The 18,747-nt window shown below is 67.0% G+C and carries 15 protein-coding genes and 1 tRNA gene; 8 read left to right on the forward strand and 8 right to left on the reverse strand.

The window, feature by feature from the left end; translation table 11 throughout:
- Positions 1-2: 2 nt before the first annotated feature.
- The 3 genes from I3K84_RS07000 to polA form a co-directional block, all read right to left on the reverse strand.
- Entirely contained in the window at positions 3-833 is an 831-nt protein-coding gene (locus tag I3K84_RS07000) for a ZIP family metal transporter (protein WP_172208068.1), read from the reverse strand.
- A 114-nt stretch (positions 834-947) separates the two neighbouring features.
- Complete coding sequence (locus I3K84_RS07005) at positions 948-1,841, reverse strand: dienelactone hydrolase family protein (RefSeq protein WP_011806435.1); 894 nt, start codon at positions 1,839-1,841, stop codon at positions 948-950.
- Positions 1,842-1,990: 149 nt separating this feature from the next.
- Entirely contained in the window at positions 1,991-4,759 is a 2,769-nt protein-coding gene (gene polA, locus I3K84_RS07010; protein ID WP_047351589.1) for a DNA polymerase I, read from the reverse strand.
- Between the two features lie 142 nt (positions 4,760-4,901).
- Here polA and I3K84_RS07015 point away from each other — a divergent pair, with 142 nt between their 5' ends.
- From I3K84_RS07015 to I3K84_RS07030, 4 genes are all read left to right on the forward strand, one after another.
- Positions 4,902-5,318, forward strand: coding sequence for a hypothetical protein (locus I3K84_RS07015; protein WP_088886204.1), 417 nt, complete (start codon positions 4,902-4,904; stop codon positions 5,316-5,318).
- Positions 5,319-5,354: 36 nt separating this feature from the next.
- Positions 5,355-5,723: a hypothetical protein gene (locus I3K84_RS07020; RefSeq protein ID WP_011806438.1), complete on the forward strand. Its 369-nt coding sequence runs from the start codon at positions 5,355-5,357 to the stop codon at positions 5,721-5,723.
- Between the two features lie 91 nt (positions 5,724-5,814).
- Positions 5,815-6,765 carry a homoserine kinase gene (locus I3K84_RS07025; protein WP_172208072.1) on the forward strand — a complete coding sequence of 317 codons (951 nt, stop codon included), beginning with the start codon at positions 5,815-5,817 and terminating at the stop codon, positions 6,763-6,765.
- 150 nt (positions 6,766-6,915) lie between these two features.
- Positions 6,916-7,743: a BPSS1780 family membrane protein gene (locus I3K84_RS07030; RefSeq protein WP_088886201.1), complete on the forward strand. Its 828-nt coding sequence runs from the start codon at positions 6,916-6,918 to the stop codon at positions 7,741-7,743.
- Between the two features lie 263 nt (positions 7,744-8,006).
- Here the strand turns inward: I3K84_RS07030 and I3K84_RS07035 are convergent, their stop codons facing one another.
- The 4 genes from I3K84_RS07035 to I3K84_RS07050 form a co-directional block, all read right to left on the reverse strand.
- Positions 8,007-10,157 carry a PhoX family phosphatase gene (locus I3K84_RS07035; protein WP_196995783.1) on the reverse strand — a complete coding sequence of 717 codons (2,151 nt, stop codon included), beginning with the start codon at positions 10,155-10,157 and terminating at the stop codon, positions 8,007-8,009.
- A 181-nt stretch (positions 10,158-10,338) separates the two neighbouring features.
- Positions 10,339-10,953 carry an OmpA family protein gene (locus tag I3K84_RS07040; RefSeq protein ID WP_231403467.1) on the reverse strand — a complete coding sequence of 205 codons (615 nt, stop codon included), beginning with the start codon at positions 10,951-10,953 and terminating at the stop codon, positions 10,339-10,341.
- Between the two features lie 86 nt (positions 10,954-11,039).
- Positions 11,040-11,642, reverse strand: a complete 603-nt coding sequence (locus I3K84_RS07045; RefSeq protein ID WP_231403425.1) for a hypothetical protein — start codon at positions 11,640-11,642, stop codon at positions 11,040-11,042.
- A gap of 288 nt (positions 11,643-11,930) precedes the next feature.
- A complete protein-coding gene (locus I3K84_RS07050) occupies positions 11,931-14,381 on the reverse strand; it encodes a UvrD-helicase domain-containing protein (RefSeq protein WP_196995785.1) in 2,451 nt (816 codons plus the stop codon).
- Between the two features lie 64 nt (positions 14,382-14,445).
- On the opposite strand from I3K84_RS07050, the gene I3K84_RS07055 reads away from it, so the two are divergent.
- The gene (locus I3K84_RS07055; RefSeq protein WP_370567794.1) at positions 14,446-15,153 is read left to right on the forward strand and encodes a hypothetical protein; all 708 of its coding nucleotides are present in this window, start codon (positions 14,446-14,448) and stop codon (positions 15,151-15,153) included.
- A 150-nt stretch (positions 15,154-15,303) separates the two neighbouring features.
- Here the strand turns inward: I3K84_RS07055 and I3K84_RS07060 are convergent, their stop codons facing one another.
- Complete coding sequence (locus I3K84_RS07060; protein WP_011803559.1) at positions 15,304-16,392, reverse strand: IS5-like element ISDisp1 family transposase; 1,089 nt, start codon at positions 16,390-16,392, stop codon at positions 15,304-15,306.
- Positions 16,393-16,669: 277 nt separating this feature from the next.
- Here I3K84_RS07060 and I3K84_RS07065 point away from each other — a divergent pair, with 277 nt between their 5' ends.
- From I3K84_RS07065 to I3K84_RS07075, 3 genes are all read left to right on the forward strand, one after another.
- The gene (locus tag I3K84_RS07065; RefSeq protein ID WP_015914016.1) at positions 16,670-17,647 is read left to right on the forward strand and encodes a GMP reductase; all 978 of its coding nucleotides are present in this window, start codon (positions 16,670-16,672) and stop codon (positions 17,645-17,647) included.
- An 84-nt stretch (positions 17,648-17,731) separates the two neighbouring features.
- Positions 17,732-17,807, forward strand: a tRNA-Lys gene (locus I3K84_RS07070).
- Between the two features lie 212 nt (positions 17,808-18,019).
- Positions 18,020-18,685 carry a Crp/Fnr family transcriptional regulator gene (locus I3K84_RS07075; protein WP_196995787.1) on the forward strand — a complete coding sequence of 222 codons (666 nt, stop codon included), beginning with the start codon at positions 18,020-18,022 and terminating at the stop codon, positions 18,683-18,685.
- Positions 18,686-18,747: the final 62 nt, after the last annotated feature.

Consider the following 18,747-nt stretch of genomic DNA (forward strand, 5'->3'; position numbering starts at 1 on the left):
GCTCAATGCGCGTGCGCCAGCCCGCTCACAAAGGTCACCACCGCGATGCCGGCCGCCAGCCAGGCGATCTGCGCCAGCGTCTGCGCGGCCGAGAGGCGTTTTTGCAGTTGCGGAATCAGGTCGGCCAGCGCCACGTACACGAAGCTGCTGGAGGCGATGGCCAGGAAATACGGCAGCCCGCCGTCCCACAGCCCCACCAGGTAGTAGCCCACCAGGCCGCCCAGCGCCGTCAGCGCGCCCGCCAGCGAGACCTTGAGCAGCGCCGCGTTGCGGTGGCGGATGCTGTGGCGCAGCACCACCAGGTCGCCAATGTGGTGCGGCACCTCGTGCGCCAGCACCGACAGCGCGGCCACCACGCCCAGCCGCATGTCCGCCATGAAGGCCGAGGCGATCAGCAAGCCGTCGCCAAAGCAGTGCACGCTGTCACCGGTCAGCAACGCCCAGCCGCCATGCCCGTGCTGGCCCGGGCCATGGTGGTGGTCGTGCGCGTGGTCAGGGTGGTGGTCGTGGTGGCCCTGGCCATGGATGTGCCGCTCGGACGGGCTGTGCTCATGGCCGTGGTGCCACAGCTCGGCCTTGTCCAGCAGGAAGAAGAACACCAGCCCCAGCAGCAGCGTGGCAAACAGGTCGTGCGCACTGGCCTGGCTCTCGAACGCCTCGGGCAGCAGATGCATGAAGGCGGTGGCCAGCAGCGCGCCCGCGGCCAGGCTCAGCAGATGCTGCGGCCCCACGCGCTGGCGCGTGCCCATGCCCAGGCGCAGCAGCGCCGCCGCCACCCACACACTGCCAATGCCCGCGGCCAACGTGGCCAGGATGATCGCTATCAATGTCATAGCTACTTGCGCTTTCTCTTATTGGCTCAGATGCCAATTTCATTCAAAACCAAACTCTCGCCGCGCCATCAAAAAAAGCCCCGAAGGGCTTGTGTGCGTGCTGGCTGCCGTGGCTCACGCCACGCCGTGCTGCTTGAACCAGGCCAGCGTGCGCTTCCAGCCGTCCTGCGCGGCTTCCTTGCGAAAGCTCGGGCGGTAGTCGGCATGGAAGGCATGCGGCGCGTCCGGGTAGACCACGAACCGCGAGGCTTTCGCTGCGGCAGACCCTTCTGACAGGGCGCTTTTCATCTTATCAATCGTGTCAAGAGGTATGCCGGCATCTTTTTCACCATACAGACCCAGCACGGGTGCCTTGAGGATGGGCGCCAGGTCCACGGGGTGCTTGGGATTCAGGGCGCTGGCCTGCCCCACCAGACGGCCATACCAGGCCACCCCGGCCTTCACCGGGCCATGCGCGGCGTAGAGCCAGGTGATGCGGCCGCCCCAGCAAAAGCCGGTGATGCCCACGCGCTGGAGGTCACCGCCATGGGCTCCGGCCCATTGCACGGCGCCATCCAGGTCGGCCATGACCTGGGCATCGGGCACCTTGGACACCAGCTCGCTCATGAGCTTGGCGACTTCACTGTAGGCGCGCGGGTCGCCCTGGCGCGCGAACAGGTCGGGGGCAACGGCAAGGTAGCCCTCGTGCGCCAAGCGGCGGCAAACGTCGGCAATGTACTCGTGCACGCCGAAGATCTCTGAAATCACCAGCACCACGGGCAGCCCCGTCTTGCCCTGCGGCGCCGCGCGGTAGGCCCGCACGTCAAAGCCGTTCACCGCAAAGTGCACCTCCCCCGCCGTGAGCCCGTCGGCCGGGGTGGAGACCGCTGTCTGCGCCATCACCGGCGCGGCCGCGGCGGCATAGCCGGCCCCCAGCATGACGCCCAGCGCGGTGCGGCGGCTGGCGCCCGCTGCCGTGCTACGGCCGGGGACGAGTGCATCGAAGTCGTTCTGGAGATCGCTGTGCATGACGGAGGCTCCTGGCAAGGGGTGGCAAGGGTTGGGGGACGGACGCCCCCCGGCGCTGGCCAGGAGGCATGGCGTGCCAATGTAGCGGCAATGGCCATTTTGCGCATGCGACCCGCCCGCGCCACCGGGCCAACGGGCTACAAGCGCTATCAGTGCGCCTTGTCCCAGTCGGGCCCTACGCCCACTTCGGCCAGCAGCGGTACCTGCAGCGCGGCCACGCCGGCCATCAGGCGCGGGATCTCACGGCGCAGCCAGTCCACCTCGCCCTCGGGCAGCTCGAACACCAGTTCGTCGTGCACCTGCATGATCATGAGCACCTCGGGCTTGCGCGCGTCCAGCTCGCCCTGCACGGCCACCATGGCCTTCTTGATGAGGTCGGCCGCCGTGCCCTGCATGGGCGCGTTGATGGCGGCGCGCTCGGCCGCGCCGCGGCGCGGGCCGTTGGGCGAGTTGATCTCCGGCAGGTACAGGCGCCGGCCGAACACGGTCTCCACGTAGCCGCGCGCCTTGGCCTGGGCCTTGGTCTCTTCCATGTACTGCTTCACGCCGGGGTAGCGCTGGAAGTAGCGGTCGATATAGGCGGCGGCGGCCTTGGTCTCGATGCCCAGGTTCTTGGCCAGGCCGAAACTGCTCATGCCGTAGATCAGGCCGAAGTTGATGACCTTGGCGTAGCGGCGCTGCTCGCTGCTCACCTGGTCCAGCGCCACGCCAAACACCTCGGCCGCCGTGGCGCGGTGCACGTCCAGGCCCTCGCGGAAGGCGTGCAGCAGCGCCTCGTCGCCGCTGATGTGCGCCATGATGCGCAGCTCGATCTGGCTGTAGTCGGCACTGGCAATCACGCGGCCCGCGGGTGCCACGAAGGCCTCGCGCACGCGCCGGCCCTCCGGCGTGCGAATGGGGATGTTCTGCAGGTTGGGCTCGTTGCTGGACAGCCGCCCGGTGACGGCCACGGCCTGCGCGTAGTGGGTGTGGACGCGGCCGGTGCGCGGGTCCGCCAGCGTGCTGAGTTTGTCGGTGTAGGTGCCCTTGAGCTTGCACAGGCTGCGGTGTTCCAGCAACTTGGCGGGCAGCGGGTAGTCCTCGGCCAGCTTCTCCAGCACCTCTTCGTCGGTGCTGCGCGCGCCGGTGGCGGTCTTCTTCACCACGGGCATGCCCAGCTTGTCGAAGAAGATTTCACCCAATTGCTTGGGCGAGCCCAGGTTGAAGGGCTGGCCGGCGATGGCGTACGCCTCCTGCTCCAGCTGCAGGATGCGCTGGCCCAGCGCGTGGCTCTGGGCGGCCAGCTTGCCCGCGTCGATCAGCACGCCATTGCGCTCGATGCGAAATAAGGTCTCGCTGCAGGCCATCTCCAGCTCGTAGATGCCGCGCAGCTTGTCGTCGGCCTGCAGCTGGGGCCATAGCACGCGGTGCACATCCAGCGTCTGGTCGGAGTCCTCGCACGAGTAGGCCGCAGCCTTGTCCACCGGGACCTGTGCAAACGGGATCTGCTTGGCCCCCTTGCCGCACAGGTCTTCGTAGCTGATGCCGGTGCGGCCCGTGTGGCGCTCGGCCAGGCTGGCCAGGCCATGGGGCTTGTGCACTTCCAGCACGTAGCTTTGCAGCATGGTGTCGTGCGCATAGCCGCGCACCTGGATGCCATGGTTGGCGAACACATGCCGGTCGTACTTCACGTGCTGGCCCAGCTTGGGGCAGGCCGGGTCTTCCAGCCAGGGGCGCAGGCGCTCCAGCACCTCGGCCAAGGGCAGCTGCGGCGGCGCGTCAGGGCCGTTGTGCGCCAGCGGGATGTAAGCGGCGGCTCCGGGCTCAACGCTGAAGGACACGCCCACGATCTCGGCGCGCAACTCGTCCAGCGACGTGGTCTCGGTGTCCAGCGCCGCCAGCGGCGCGGCCTTCAGGCGCGCGAGCCAGCCGTCGAGCTGCTCCCAGGTGAGGATGGTGTCGTAGGTCACCTCGCGCTGCTGCGCCTGCACGGCGACGGCGCTGGCGTCGGGCGTGGCGAAGAGGTCTCCGCTGGCGCCAGCATCCGGCACCACCGCGGACGGCAGCGCGCGTGCCAGGCTCTTGAAGCCATACTTTTGATAAAAATCGCGCAACGCGTCCGCCTGCTCAGCGCCAACAGCTATCGCATCGATAGCAGGCAGGCCATCGAGGTGGCCCGCCAGGTCGCAGTCGGTCTTGATGGTGACCAGCGTGCGCGCGGTGGGCAGCCAGTCCAGCGCCCCGCGCAGGTTCTCGCCGGCCACGCCCTTGATGGCGCCCGCGTTGGCCAGCAGCGCATCCAGCGAACCGTATTCCGTGAGCCATTTGGCGGCGGTCTTGGGGCCGACCTTGGGCACGCCGGGCACGTTGTCCACGGCATCGCCCACCAGGGCCTGGTAGTCCACCATGAGCGTCGGGGGCACGCCGAACTCGGCGGTCACGCCGGCTACGTCCCGCTTCTTGCCGTTCATGGTGTCGATGATGGTGATGTTTTCGTTCACCAGCTGGCTCAGGTCCTTGTCGCCGCTGGAGATCACCACCTGCATGCCCTGGCCGGCCGCGGTAGCAGCCAGCGTGCCGATCACGTCGTCGGCCTCCACGCCGGGGATACACAGCACCGGCCAGCCCAGCAGCCGCACCACCTCGTGGATGGGCTCGATCTGCGCACGCAGGTCATCGGGCATGGGCGCGCGGTGCTGCTTGTACTCGGGGTACAGCGCGTCGCGAAAAGTGGGGCCGCTGGCATCGAAAACGCAGGCGGCGTAGTCGGCCGGGACTTCTTTCTTGAGCGCCTGCAGCATGTTGATCATGCCGCGGATGGCCCCCGTGGGGGCGCTGGCGGGATCGCCCGGCACGGCGCGCAGGTCGGGCATGGCATGGAATGCGCGGTACAGGTAGCTGGAGCCATCCACCAGCACCAGGGTCTTGGGGCGTGTCATCGGTGAATTCTCCCACGCTCATCGGCCGTGGCCGCCATCGCAATCAGCACCCCGCGCACGGGCAGGCGCAGTGGAAAGCGGCACAATCCGTCGCCATGGCCCGGCGGTGCGCCGCGCCCTCCCCTCTCCCCAAGGCTGCCCCATGAAACACCACCTGCTCGCACTCGTCGCCTGCGCCACCACCACCCTGGCGTGGGCCAACCCGGACTTCAAGAACGTGCCGCCTTCGATGCAGAAGTCGCTGCACGGCATCAGTGCCGCACAGTTTGACGGCGGCGTGCTGCGCGCGCAGATGAACAAGCCCGAGGTCACCGAGCTGGTGTACAACACCTTCGTCTTCCACAACATCTGCGCGCAGCAGTGGCACGACCCTGCGCAGTTCGCGCGCCTGGGCCTCACGCGCGTGGAGCTGTTCAACGCCGCCGGCACGCAGGGCTTTGCCTTCGATGCGCGCGGCGATGTGTGCGAGGAGATGGGCAAGCTCGGCAAGAACTTCCGCACCTTCATCGGCAAGTACACGCAGGCCTGCAGCGCCAGCACCTGCCCGCCGCAGCGCTGAGCGCGCACGCCGGCGCACGGCGCCTACAATCGCGCCATGCGCGCTCTCCACTCCACCTTCCTGCTGCTGGCCCTGGCCAGTGCTCCCGCCCTGGCTCAGAATGCAAGCCAAAATGCCATTCAGCCCAGTACGGACGGGCGCGGCCAGCTATTGGAAAGAGAGCAGCAGGCTGAAGGGCGCCACAACCAGCGCGTAGAGCACATCGTGGTGGAGGACGCCGGCAGCCGCGTGCAAGAGCTGCGCGTGGGCGGGCAGACGCAGAGCATCACCGTGCAACCCAAGACCGGCACGCCGCTGCCCGCGTATGAAGTGCGCTCCAACGACGGAGCCCGCGCACGCCCCGGCAACTTCAACGAGTCGGACACCGTGACCGCACCGCGCGTGTGGAACTTGCGCAATTTCTGACCGCTGCCAACGCGGCATCCCTGGGCGGCCCGTATCGCCCGCTCCTTCCCCCGCTTTTTTCAGCACGCCGAGTGCACTGACGTACTGACCGATGGCCGTTTTCACCGAAGTCTCCACCAAAGAGGCGCGCGAATTGCTGCGCCGGCTGCAGCTGGGCAAGCTGCTCGAGCTGCGCGGCATCGAGGGCGGCATCGAGAACACCAACTACTTCGTCACCTGCGAGCAGGGCGAGTACGTACTCACGCTGTTCGAGCGCCTCACCGCAGAGCAGTTGCCTTTCTACCTGCACCTGATGAAGCATCTGGCGCACGCGGGCATCCCCGTGCCAGACCCGCAGGCCGACAAGCATGGCGAGATCCTGCACCAGGTGTGCGGCAAGCCCGCTGCGCTGGCCACCAAGCTGCGCGGCAAGAGCCAGCTCAGCCCCCAGGAAGCGCACTGCGCGGCCGTGGGCACCATGCTGGCGCGCATGCACCTGGCCGCAAGCGGCTATGAACGCCAGCAGCCCAACCTGCGCGGCCTGCCGTGGTGGAACGAGACCGTGCCGGTGGTACTGCCGCACATCGGCGCCGAGCCGGCGGCGCTGCTGCAGTCCGAACTGGCCTACCAGAACCATGTGGCGGCCTCCAGCGCCTACGCGGCGCTGCCGCGCGGCCCCATCCATGCCGATCTGTTCCGCGACAACGTGATGTTCGAAGGCGAGGAACTCACGGGCCTCTTCGACTTCTATTTCGCGGGCGTGGACCCCTTCCTCTTCGACCTGGCCGTGTGCCTGAACGACTGGTGCATCGACCTGCCCACCGGCGCGCACGCCGCACCGCGCGCCCAGGCCATGATCGACGCCTACCAGGCCGTGCGCCCGCTCACCGCGCATGAACGCGCCCTGCTGCCCGCCATGCTGCGCGCCGGGGCGCTGCGCTTCTGGATCTCGCGCCTGTGGGACTTCTACCTGCCGCGCGAGGCCGCCATGCTCAAGCCCCACGACCCCACACACTTTGAGCGCGTGCTGCGCCAGCGCGCGGCCCATCCGGTGACTCTGTAGCCACCATGGTGCGCCGCGCGCCGCGCAACAGCCACTCCACACATAACCGTTGGTTTCATCCACCGCTGCGGCCTGTGCAGCGGCAACTGGGGTAAATTCCTCCATGCGCCCGCACCGCTGCCGCGGCGCTCCACCTTCGATTTCCAATCCATGAAACTGCACATCGTCCCCGCGCGCGCGGGCCTGGAATGGGTACGCCTGGGCATTCGCGTGTTCTGGCGCCAGCCCATGGCGCTGGCCGCGCTGTTTTTCATGACCATGGCGGCGATGTCGCTGGCCACCATGCTGCCGCTGATCGGTCCCGCCGTGGCGCTGGGCCTGCTGCCCTCGGCCACGCTGGCCATGATGGTGGCCGCGGCCGAGGCCAGCCAGGACCGCGTGCCCACGCCCGCACTGCTGCTGGTGGCGTTTCGCACCGGCAAGCAGCGGCTGAACCACATGCTGACCCTGGGCGCGCTCTATGCCGTGGGCTTCCTCGGCCTGATGGGGCTGTCGGCCCTGGTGGACGGCGGGCAGTTCGCACGCGTGTACCTGGGCGGCGAGCCGCTGACGCGCGAGATGGCCGAGTCGGGCAGCTTCCAGGCGGCCATGTGGCTGTCGCTGCTGCTGTACGTGCCGCTGTCGCTGCTGTTCTGGCACGCGCCTGGCCTGGTGCACTGGCACAACGTGCCGCCCGTGAAGGCGCTGTTTTTCAGCATCGTCGCCTGCCTGCGCAACTTCGGGGCCTTCACGGTGTATGGGCTGTCGTGGATGGGCGTGTTCCTCGGCGCAGGCGTGGTCATCAGCCTGCTGGTCACGATGCTGAGCGCCATCGGCCTGGGCGCCGGCATGGCCGGCGGCATCATGGTGGCGACGGCGATGATGCTGGCCGCCATGTTCTTCTCGTCGGTGGTGTTCACGTTCCGCGACAGCTTCGACGCGCCCCACCACGACCACGGCGACTCACCCGCGGCAGCGTCACCCGAGCAGGATTCATAAAGCTGCGCCAGCGGAGTCGTCGGGGCGCTCCGCCCGGTCCCGTGCTTCCAGATAGTCCGACGGAGCGGGCCGAGTCCCCGCGCTTCGGCGCACCCGGGCGTGCCCCGAGCCAACCACTGCGCTTGGGGTGACTGCTCCTCAGCGAACAAGCTCCACCCGCGCCCTCGCCCTGAACAGGCAAGAAAAAACCCGCCAGAGGCGGGTTGGAAGTACCGCGGAGCCGTCCTGCGCGCAAGGCGAGAGACGGCTCCCGTGCAAGCCGGTTAGATACCGATCGTGCCGCCGTCCTTGCGCGTCACCACCACGGTGGCCGAGCGCGGACGCTTGAGGCCCTTGTGGCTGCTGGTGATCCCAGGCTGGTTGCCGGGCCAGTAGCTGGTGAAGGTGCTGGTGGCGAAGTTGGCCTTCTCAGCATCCTCGCCCGGGTGCTGCACGTTGAAGAACAGCGTCTTGCCGTCGGGCGTGACCACCACGCCCGTGATCTCGCAGTCGAACGGGCCGACCAGGAAGCGGCGCACCGTGGCCTCGGTAGGCTTGGAGCCCATGATCGTGGCCTGGCCCTCCTTGGTGGTGACCTTGCCGCCATCGCCGACCTTGCCGGGAATGGCGGCCAGCATCATGCAGTTGGTCACATCGGTGTAGGAACCGTCGTCGGTCTGGATCCACAGCAGGCCGCCGGCATTGGCGCTGCGCTGGTCGAAATGCAGGCCGTCGGGGCTGGAGAAATCGTTCACGGCGGTCAGGCCCGACAGGTTCTCGCTCTGCTTGTTGTCGCTGCGCGCACCGAACAGGTACACGTCCCACCGGAACTTGGTACCCGCCTGGCCGCCCTCTTCCTTCCAGCGGATGATGTGGCCATTGGTGTTGCCCACGCGCGGGTTGGCGGCGTTCAGCGTGGCGGCCGTGCGCTGCGAGTTGTTGGTCATGGTCATGTACACCTCGTTGTTCAACGGGTTCACGCCACCCCACTCGGGACGGTCCATCTTGGTCGCGCCGCGGGCGTCGGCCGCCAGGCGGCAGTGCATGACCACATCGGCCTGGTCGGCGAACGGGTACAGCGCGTTGGTGGCGTCGATGCCGTTCTTGCCGAACGTCAGTTCCAGCCACTCGCCGCTGCCATCGTTGTTGAACTTGGCGGCGTACAGCGTGCCCTTGTCCAGGTACTTGGCACCGGCAGCCACGCCGCCGTTGATGTCCTTCGGATCCCACTTGGCATCGGACACGAACTTGAACACGTACTCGTTGCGCGCATCGTCGCCAGAGTAGATGACGATCGGCTCGCCGGCCTTGGCGGGTGCTGGCCATGCCCCTTCATGGTTGAAGCGGCCCAGCGCCGTGCGCTTGACGGGCTTGCTGTCGGGGCGGAAGGGGTCGATCTCCACCACCCAGCCGAAGGTGTTGAAGATGTTGCGATAGTCCTCAGCGGCGCTGGCGGCGCTCACCTTGCTGTTCCAGCGCTGGTACTGCTCGCCCTCGGCGGTGTCCCAGAGGTAAGGGCTCTTGCGGTTCTCGGGCAAGCCATAGCGCTTCAGGGCCACGATTTCGGTGGCGGAGCGTTGGGCGTCGTCGCCGGCGGCACGGCCGATGACGTTCAGGAAGTTCTCCTCGCACGTCAGATAGGTGCCCCAGGGCGTATAGCCGTTGGCGCAGTTGTTGTTCATCCCGAAGGCTTGCTTGCCGTCCGGCGAGAGCTTGTTGAACAGCTTGGCGTTGCCGGCGGCGGGGCCGCCAAAGTCCATCGGCGTGGCCGAGGTGATGCGGCGGTTGTATTTGGAGCCGCGCACCATCTCCATCTCGTTGCTGCCGCTCTTGCGCTTGACTTCCACCACGCTGGCACCGTGGGCGCGGATTTCCTTGTCCACCTGCTCGGCCGGGCGCTTGCCGTCCACCGTGATGCGCCCCGTGGGATGCAGACCATAAGGCGCAACCACATACTCATGGTTCACGCACAACAGGCCGCGGTCGGAGCGGCTGGGGTCGAACTTGCCGTCGTCGGACATGCCGAAGTAGTACATGCCGTCGTGGCCGTCGCCGATGCGGCGGTCATAGGACTCGGCCGTCTCGGAGCCATCGTCCTTCCAGGACTCGTCGCCATAGTGGATCGGGTCGCCCAGGGCGTGCAGGATGCTGACCTGGTAGCCCTCGGGTACCGTTACCAGGTCGGCGTTGCTCTTGGCGACGGCATTGAAGTTGAGGCGGATCGGCTCGGGTGCGGGAGTTTCGTCATCGTCGCTGCCGCCGCCGCAGGCGCTCAGGCTCACGCCGCCCAGCAGAGCCGCAGTAGTGGCGCCGACACCGCCCTTGAGGGCGCTGCGACGGCTCAGGCGCGCGGCCAGGACGCTGTCGATGTGCTGGTTGGACGAATGGTTGACGATTTCATTGTCGTCGTACTCGGAAACGATCGTGGTGTTCATGGGTCGTTGGACTCGGTAGTGGCAATCAAGGTCCCGCGATCCTGGAGTACGTCTGTTGCGCCCGCATGACGTGTACATGACATCTTCAAGACATTGTTTCGCACGCCGGGCCCTCTGTGTACGCGCGAGGAACACACAGGCCCACAGCGCCTGAGCCACGCGCGGGCCCGGGTCCCATCCCCTACCGCACCGGCAATGCCCCGATCACGATCTGCACGCGCCGGTTGCGCTGGCGCCCATCAGGATCGTCCCGCCCATCCGGCGTGGTATTGGGCGCGACAGGCTGGCGTTTGCCCATGCCGCGCGTGGCGATCGGCCGCCCCGTGCGCGACTGCAGCGCGGCGGCAACGGCGGCGGCGCGGCGCTGCGACAAGGCGTCGTTGTAGGCATCGCCCCCCTTGCCGTCTGTGTGTCCCACCACGTCGATGGGCGCTTGGGGGTAGCTCTTGAGCAGCTCGGCCGCCTTGTCAAGCGAGCGCGCGGCATCGGCCCGCAACTCGGCCTTGTCAAAGTCAAACAACACATCGGCAGGCAGGTCGATGGAGATGGCCTGCTCGGGCGTGGGCTGGGCCTGCAGTTCCACCAGCAGCGCGCGGGTCTGCTCCAGCCGCTGCGGCGGCACCTCGGCCGCGCGCAGCAGCGTGGCCGGCCCTGCCGCCACCTGCAGCCGGGTTTCGGTCTCGCGCGGCACCAGGCCGCCGTGCGTCACGTGCGGCTGCAATTGGGTCAGCGGGGCAGCGTCCGCTGGTTGCAAATGGGTGGGCGTCGCCGCGAGCGACTGGCTGCTGCGCCGCACTTCCAATGGTTGCGCTGCTGAGGCCACAGCGGCGCAGCACGCGGCCCACAGGGCAGCCTGCCAGGCTGGCGAACACCGCACCGCCATCAGCCCGCCTGCAGCGGCAGGTCCATGGACAGCCCCGGCGCCACGATGTTGTCGCCATCGTTGCCGTCATTGAAGACCAGCTTGAGCGTGCGCGCGGTGGGCAGCACGCGGCCCAGGAAAACCAGTTGCCCATCCAGGGTCTGGCCTTCGCGGATGGTGATGTCCCGGTTGTGGTCCGGCCGCTTGACGTGCAGGCGCGCGCCGCTCTCGTCCTGCAGGTAGGTATCGGCCAGCGCCAGCATGGTGGAATCGGTGATGCGGTTGGCAAAGGAGATGCTCACATCCAGCACCGTGGCGTCCCCCCCGATCTGCACACTCTTGACGCGTACCGTCACCCCCGCCGGTGCCACGCCTTGCACGCCCAGCGGCAAGGTGCGTGGCGCGGCCGGAGCAGCACCAGGGGGAGCCGCAACCACCGCTGCTGCGGCAGGCGCCGCCGTGGTTGTTGCCGCCGGCGCCGCAGCCGTGGCGGAGGGTGGAGCCGTGGCCGGAGTCGGTGTGGAGGCCTGCACCGCCGCCGTGCCCGCCGGATCCTTGCAGCCCGCGAGCCACAACGTCGCCATGGCCACCGCCACCCAACCCAGGGTTCCTCTGTGTTCCATCCCCATCTCTACTCCTTGCGTGGTGTTTGACAGTGAACGCGCATCACAGGGGCGCTGGCGGCGTTCATTTCCAAGGAGCAATTTATTCGCGGCAATGCGTGCCAGCGGGGTTTCCTGTAATCAAAAGTTATCCTGAAAAATCGATGAGGGACATGCGCTGACCCCATACGTCTCAAGCCCCACGCGGCATTCCCTGGGCGTGAAGCCCGCGCTGCCTCCCGATGTCGGGGAAATTTCAAGTTACTTTTGAATAAGCAAGACAGAAGGCTGCGGTCTCTGGGCGAGCGCTTACTCGACGATGGTGAGCTTGGCCACCGACAGCGCCAGCCACTTGGTGCCGTGGCGCGGAAAGTGCACCTGCGCACGCGCGTCGGCGTCCACGCCTTCGATGGCCAGCACCTTGCCCTCGCCGAACTTGGTATGGAACACCACCAGCCCCACGCGCAAGCCATGCCCCGGCGCCGCCTTGACCGGGGGCACGGGGGGGCTGGCGAACACTTCGGCTTTGAAGCCAAATTGGCCTCTAGCGCCCGACTGGTAAGCGCGAGCAGCTCCTGAATCAGGAGCGAAAGATCCAAACCCTGCCTGGCGCGGTGTGATCCATTTGAGCGCCTCCTCGGGCAGCTCATCAAAGAAGCGGCTCTTGACGTTGTAGCGCGTCTGCCCGTGCAGCATGCGCGTCTGCGAATGGCTCAGGTACAGACGCTTGCGCGCGCGGGTGATGGCCACGTACATCAGGCGGCGTTCTTCCTCCAGGCCGTCGCGGTCGCTCATGGAGTTCTCATGCGGGAACAGCCCTTCCTCCATGCCGCCGATGAACACGCAGTCGAACTCCAACCCCTTGCTGGCATGCACGGTCATGAGCTGCACCGCATCCTGCCCCGCCTGGGCCTGGTTGTCACCCGCCTCCAATGCGGCGTGGGTCAGGAAGGCCGCCAGCGGCGACAGCGTTTCGCCGGTGTCGGCATCCACGTTGCCAGGGATATCCAGCATCGGCGCGTCGGGGTCCAGCCCCTGGCTGGCCGGGCTTTGCGTGAGGGCGTTGCCGTGCTCGTCCAGCGGCAGCGCGACCGCATCGCGGCCAAAGCCCTCCTGGGTGACGAAGCTCTCGGCCGCGTTGATGAGCTCGTCCAGGTTCTCCAGCCGGTCCGCGCCTTCCTTTTCGTGGCGGTAATGCTCCAGCAGGCCGCTGGATTCGAGCACCTGGCCGATGATGCCGCGCAGGTTCTGGCCCTGCGTCTGCTCGCGCAGCACTTGAACCAGGGCCACGAAGGCACCCAGGTTGGTGCCGGCCTTGCCAGGCACCGCGCTCACCGCGTCGTGCAGCGAGCAGCCACTGCTGCGCGCCGCATCCTGCAGCACCTCCAGCGTGCGCGCACCAATGCCGCGCGGCGGGAAGTTCACCACGCGCAGAAAGCTGGTGTCGTCGTGCGGGTTCTCCAGCAGGCGCAGGTAGGCCAGCGCATGCTTGATCTCGGCGCGCTCGAAAAAGCGCAGCCCGCCGTACACGCGGTAGGGCACGCTGGCGTTGAACAGGGCCGATTCGATCACGCGGCTCTGCGCATTGCTGCGGTAGAGCACAGCGATCTCCTTGCGCGGCATCTCGCCGTCCCGCACGAGCTGCTTGATCTCATCGACCATCCACTGCGCCTCGGCCAGGTCGCTGTTGGCCTCGTAGATGCGCACGGGCTCGCCCGGGCCCTGCGTGGTGCGCAGGTTTTTTCCCAAGCGCCGGCTGTTGTGGCTGATCAGCGCGTTGGCCGAGTCCAGGATGTTGCTGTAGCTGCGGTAGTTCTGCTCCAGCTTGATCTGGTGCTGCACGTCGAACTCGCGCACGAAGTCCTGCATGTTGCCCACGCGTGCCCCGCGAAAGGCGTAGATGCTCTGGTCGTCGTCACCCACGGCCAGCACGCTGCCCTGCGTGTGCAGGCGTCCGTCCACCACGTCGCCCGCCATCTGCTTGAGCCAGGCGTATTGCAGCTTGTTGGTGTCCTGGAACTCGTCCACCAAAATGTGCGCAAAGCGCCGCTGGTAATGCGCCCGCACGGGGTCGTTGTCGCGCAGCAGCTCAAAGCTGCGCAGCATCAGCTCGCCAAAGTCCACCACGCCCTCGCGCTGGCACTGCTCCTCGTACAACTGGTACAGCTCCACCTTCTTGCGCGTGTCGGCATCGTGCGCCGGCACGTCGCGCGGGCGCATGCCCTCTTCCTTGCAGCCTGCGATGAAGTAGGCCAGCTGCTTGGGTGGAAAGCGCTCCTCGTCCACATTGAACTGCTTGCACAGCCGCTTGATGGCCGAGAGCTGGTCCTGCGTGTCCAGGATCTGGAAGGCTTGCGGCAGGCCTGCCAGCTTGTGGTGCGCGCGCAGCAGGCGGTTGCACAGGCCGTGGAATGTGCCGATCCACATGCCCCGCACGTTGATGGGCAGCATGGCTGAGAGGCGCGTCAGCATCTCCTTGGCCGCCTTGTTGGTGAAGGTGACGGCCAGGATGCCGCCCGGAGTGGCCAGACCGTTCTGCAGCAGCCAGGCAATGCGCGTGGTAAGCACCCGGGTCTTGCCGGAGCCGGCGCCCGCCAGGATGAGCGCATGGCCGGCAGGCAGCGTCACGGCGGCCAGTTGCTCGGGGTTGAGGTTTTGCAGCAGCGGCTGCACCGCCTGGGACGAAACCCCGGTAGCGCCGGCACCATTGCCAGTGCCAAAAGGCGCTGGCGCGCCGGAAAACAGGTCGTGTGGGAGCATTCCGCCATTGTAGGAACGCGACCGGCGCATGCAGCCGCTCGGGCTTTGTGGAACCATGGCACCCATGCGCTATCCACTGCTCACCCTGCTTGCCTGTCTCGCCATGCCCCTGGCGATGGCGCAGCCGCGCGCCTCCTGCTCCAGCGACGCCCAGCCCAAGCCCACGGTGCTGGTGGAGCGCTTTCTCAACGCCGACTGCGCCAGCTGCTGGGCGGAGCCGCCGGCGGTCGCGGCTGCTGGCCGGGATGCGCTGGTACTCGACTGGATCGTGCCCGGCACGCAGGGCGAAGATGCCCCGCTGTCTGCCGCGACCACGCCCGATGCATTGGAACGCCTGCGGTCACTGGGACGCGAGGTGCCGCAGCGCAGCGACACCTTCGTGAGCAGCCTGCCCACGCTGCCCACCACCGCCCTGCTGCGCGTGGCCCACGGGCCCGCAGTGGCAGACTACTTGGGTGCGCATCTGCGCTTCATTCCCCCGCATGGCAAGACTCCGCGCCGCCTCCAGGTCACGCTGCTCATGCTGGAGGAAATACCCGCAGGCACCGAGGGCAGCCCGGTCACGCGCCACCTGGTGCGCAATGTCTTTCACGGCGTGTGGGACGCGCGCGGGCAGCGCCCCTCACAGGAGCGGGGCGGCTGGCTGGAGATACGCCCCATGCGCATACCCCACGGAGCGCAGCCCGAGCGCCTGCGCATGGCGGCCTGGGTGCAGGGCGATGGCGGCGACTGGGTAGGCGCCGCACACACCTACTGCGGCACGGGTCATTAACAGGCCGTTGAAAAAGTGCTTTTCGAACGCATCAGGGACGCTGAGTGCGAAGACACGAGCTGCCCAGACGCGTCTGCGCAGCGATTGCAACGGCCCATCTGGCCGGTTTGCAGGCCCTCCCGCCCATTTCGGGCGCACGTATCCCTGGGCTCACGCATGATGCGCGTCCCACCAGCCGCCGATGCTGCCCATTCGCACAAGGTTGTAGGTGGCAAAGCACAGCAGCGCCTGGCCCGTGAGCTTGGCCTGACCGATCAGCTTGGTCTTTGCCAGACCACCGACGGTCTTGATCCAGCCAAAGGCCTCTTCGATGCGCTTGCGCACCTTCAGGCTGGTCTTGTAGCCCTCGTGCCGTGTCACTCGCGCATCCACCGCCGAGTGTTTGTCCTTGGCCGCCACGTGGGGCGTGACTTTGAGCTTTCTGCAGCCTTTGATGAAGGCCTTGCTGTCGTAGCCCTTGTCGGCACCGACCGTGGCCCGTTTGTTCCTGTTGCCCCGACGCTCCAACATGGCCAGCGCCGCCTCGCGCTCGGCCGTGCCGCTGGCGTGGGTGATCTCGACATCCACGATCAGCCCGTTGCGGTTCTCCATGAGGATGTGCCCCATGTGGCACAGGCGGGATTTGTCGCCCTGGCTCTTCTTGAACAGCCGGGCATCGGCGTCCGTGGTGCTCTCGTGGGTGTCGTTGCAGCGCTCCTGCCCCTTGAAGTCCACCTCGGGGTTGCGCCCAGGCGGCGTGCCGCTGTCGTCGTCTTTGCGCTTGAAGCTCTTGTGCGAGGCCCAGGCGTCAATGAGCGTGCCGTCCACGCTGAAGTGCTCGTCGCTGGCGAGCTTGCCCCACTGGGCACTGAGCTTGACGCGCTCGAAGAAGGCGCGGGCGAGGTCTTCGTTGAACAGACGTTCGCGGTTGGCGCTGAAAGTGGAGTGGTCCCAGACCTTGTCTTCGATGTTCAGGCCCACGAACCAGCGGTACAGCAGGTTGTAGTTGATCGCTTCGACCAACTGGCGCTCGCTGCGGATGGAGAACAGGATCTGCAGCAGCAAGGCCTTGAGCAGCATCTCCGGTGGCACCGATGGGCGGCCACGGCGGGCGTACACCGCTTCGAACTCGCGGTTCATGGTTGCCAGCAGCGCATCAACCACCGCGCGCAACTTGCGCAGCGGGTGTGCCTGCGGCACGCGCTCTTCAAGGCTGATGTAGCTGAACATCGCCCCCTGGAAATCTTGACTGCCTCTCATCGTCCTCGTCTGGGTCGTTCACCGATGGCTTCAGATCGTAGCGGCCAACGCGGGCGTCGGCGGGGGATTTTTCAACGGCCTGTTAAAGCGAAGGCAGCGCGGCGGGTAGAATCAGTCACCGGGCCCAAGTTTCTTGCGCCCGGTTTTTTGTGCCTGCGCACTGCAGGGACCGGCCCGGCCACCACGCCTGCGGCCCGCAAAAGCCGGAAAGCAAGCCAAGCCGCCCCATCGCCCGCGAAATCCCTCGCGCGCGACCTCTACAGGAGCTTGGAACCTCATGGAAATCTTCGACTACGACAACATCCTGCTGCTGCCGCGCAAGTGCCGCGTGGAAAGCCGCTCGGAGTGCGACACCAGCGTGGAGCTGGGCGGGCGCCGCTTTCGCCTGCCCGTGGTGCCCGCCAACATGAAGACGGTGGTCGACGAGAAGATCTGCACCTGGCTGGCGCAGAACGGCTACTTCTACGTCATGCACCGCTTTGACCTGGACAACGTGCAATTCGTCAAGGACATGCATGCGCAAGGGTGCTTCGCATCGATCTCGCTCGGGGTGAAGCAGCCCGACTACGACACGGTGGACCGCTTTGTGGCCGAGGGCATCTGCCCCGAGTACATCACCATCGACATCGCGCACGGCCACGCCGACAGCGTGAAGAACATGATCACGTACCTGAAGGCCAAGATCCCCGCGGCCTTCGTGATCGCCGGCAACGTGGGCACGCCCGAGGCCGTGATCGACCTGGAGAACTGGGGCGCGGACGCGACCAAGGTAGGTATCGGCCCTGGCAAGGTGTGCATCACCAAGCTCAAGACCGGCTTCGGCACGGGCGGCTGGCAGTTGTCGGCGCTGAAGTGGTGCGCGCGCGTGGCCACCAAGCCCATCATTGCCGACGGCGGCATCCGCAGCCACGGCGATATTGCCAAAAGCGTGCGTTTTGGCGCCACGATGGTGATGGTGGGCTCGCTGTTCGCGGGCCACGAAGAATCGCCCGGCAAGACCGTGGAAGTGGACGGCGAGCTGTACAAGGAGTACTACGGCTCGGCATCCGACTTCAACAAGGGCGAGTACAAGCACGTCGAGGGCAAGCGCATCCTGGAGCCCATCAAGGGCAAGCTGGCGGACACCCTGACCGAGATGGAACAGGACATCCAGAGCTCCATCAGCTATTCGGGCGGAAAAAAGCTCATGGACATCCGCAAGGTGAATTACGTGATCCTGGGCGGCGACAACGCTGGCGAGCACCTGTTGATGTAAATTTTTCGGCCGACGTCGCAGCGAGGCGAAAAAAATGGTGCATAATCCATGGCTGTGCTGCAACGCGGCACCTCTGAAAAGAGAGGGCTCTTAGCTCAGTTGGTAGAGCAGCGGACTCTTAATCCGTTGGTCGAGTGTTCGAGTCACTCAGGGCCCACCAAAGACAGCCAAGCCGAATCCGCAGCGCGGATTCGGCTTTTTTCATGGCGATCTGGGCTCCACACCAGCCCGGCTCTCCCGCCCCTTCGCCCGCTTGATGCGGGCCTTCTCCTCCCCACCTATTCAGGCCCATCGCACCCCTGGCGCCCATCGCGGCCCCCGGGCGGCGCGGCGGACGCGCAACAGAGCGGCTTCAGAGAGGCGAGCAGCCTGTTGGGCGCGAACGCGCTGCTGCAGGGCTTGCCGGCGCCGGCATTGCAGGATCTGGCCCAGCATGCCCTCGCGCGCACGCACCCCGATGGGGAAACGCTGTTCCACGAAGGCGATGCCGCCTGCCACTGCCTGCTGGTGGCGCAAGGTGCCGTGGAAGTGCTGCGCTATGACGCCACGGGCGAGGAGCGCATGCTGCACTGTTTCACCCCCGGGCAGTGGGTGGCCGAGGCGGCCATGTTCATGCCGCACGGGCTCTATCCGATGACGGCGCGCGCGCAAGGCGCCACGCGGGTCTGGCGCATTCCCCGGCAGGCGTTGCGCACGGCGTGCGAGCGCCACCCGTCGCTGGCGCTGCGGCTGCTGGAATCGCTGAGCCTGCGCCTGTACCACTGCGTGAACGAGGTGGACTGGCTCACCAGCAGCAATGCGCAGCAGCGCCTGGCCGCCTACCTGGTGGCGCGGTGCAGCGAGGGCGGCGAGCCGGTCGAGCTGCCCACCAGCCAGCGGCACCTGGCGGCACGCCTGGGCATCCGCGCCGAGACGCTGAACCGCCTGCTTGCCCAGTGGCAGGCCAAAGGCTGGATCCGCGGCGAGCGGCGCACCTGGCGCCTGTGCGATGCACACCAGCTGCGTCAACTCGCCGCGCCCGGCACGCGCACGTTCTGACGCCCTGGCCACAGGGCCGCAACTTGGGTGGCTGGCGGCTGGCCGGCGCGCCCTCACCCACC

It is taken from the genome of Diaphorobacter sp. JS3051 (assembly GCF_015832135.1).
In the GTDB taxonomy this organism is placed as follows: Bacteria; Pseudomonadota; Gammaproteobacteria; order Burkholderiales; family Burkholderiaceae_C; genus Diaphorobacter; species Diaphorobacter nitroreducens.

Excerpts from the sequence above, each read along its gene's own strand:
- I3K84_RS07000 (WP_172208068.1), bottom strand. The coding sequence starts at position 833 with ATGACATTGATAGCGATCATCCTGGCCACGTTGGCCGCGGGCATTGGC.
- I3K84_RS07005 (WP_011806435.1), bottom strand. The coding sequence starts at position 1,841 with ATGCACAGCGATCTCCAGAACGACTTCGATGCACTCGTCCCCGGCCGT.
- polA (WP_047351589.1), bottom strand. The coding sequence starts at position 4,759 with ATGACACGCCCCAAGACCCTGGTGCTGGTGGATGGCTCCAGCTACCTG.
- I3K84_RS07015 (WP_088886204.1), top strand. The coding sequence starts at position 4,902 with ATGAAACACCACCTGCTCGCACTCGTCGCCTGCGCCACCACCACCCTG.
- I3K84_RS07020 (WP_011806438.1), top strand. The coding sequence starts at position 5,355 with ATGCGCGCTCTCCACTCCACCTTCCTGCTGCTGGCCCTGGCCAGTGCT.
- I3K84_RS07025 (WP_172208072.1), top strand. The coding sequence starts at position 5,815 with ATGGCCGTTTTCACCGAAGTCTCCACCAAAGAGGCGCGCGAATTGCTG.
- I3K84_RS07030 (WP_088886201.1), top strand. The coding sequence starts at position 6,916 with ATGAAACTGCACATCGTCCCCGCGCGCGCGGGCCTGGAATGGGTACGC.
- I3K84_RS07035 (WP_196995783.1), bottom strand. The coding sequence starts at position 10,157 with ATGAACACCACGATCGTTTCCGAGTACGACGACAATGAAATCGTCAAC.
- I3K84_RS07045 (WP_231403425.1), bottom strand. The coding sequence starts at position 11,642 with ATGGAACACAGAGGAACCCTGGGTTGGGTGGCGGTGGCCATGGCGACG.
- I3K84_RS07050 (WP_196995785.1), bottom strand. The coding sequence starts at position 14,381 with ATGCTCCCACACGACCTGTTTTCCGGCGCGCCAGCGCCTTTTGGCACT.
- I3K84_RS07055 (WP_370567794.1), top strand. The coding sequence starts at position 14,446 with ATGCGCTATCCACTGCTCACCCTGCTTGCCTGTCTCGCCATGCCCCTG.
- I3K84_RS07060 (WP_011803559.1), bottom strand. The coding sequence starts at position 16,392 with ATGAGAGGCAGTCAAGATTTCCAGGGGGCGATGTTCAGCTACATCAGC.
- I3K84_RS07065 (WP_015914016.1), top strand. The coding sequence starts at position 16,670 with ATGGAAATCTTCGACTACGACAACATCCTGCTGCTGCCGCGCAAGTGC.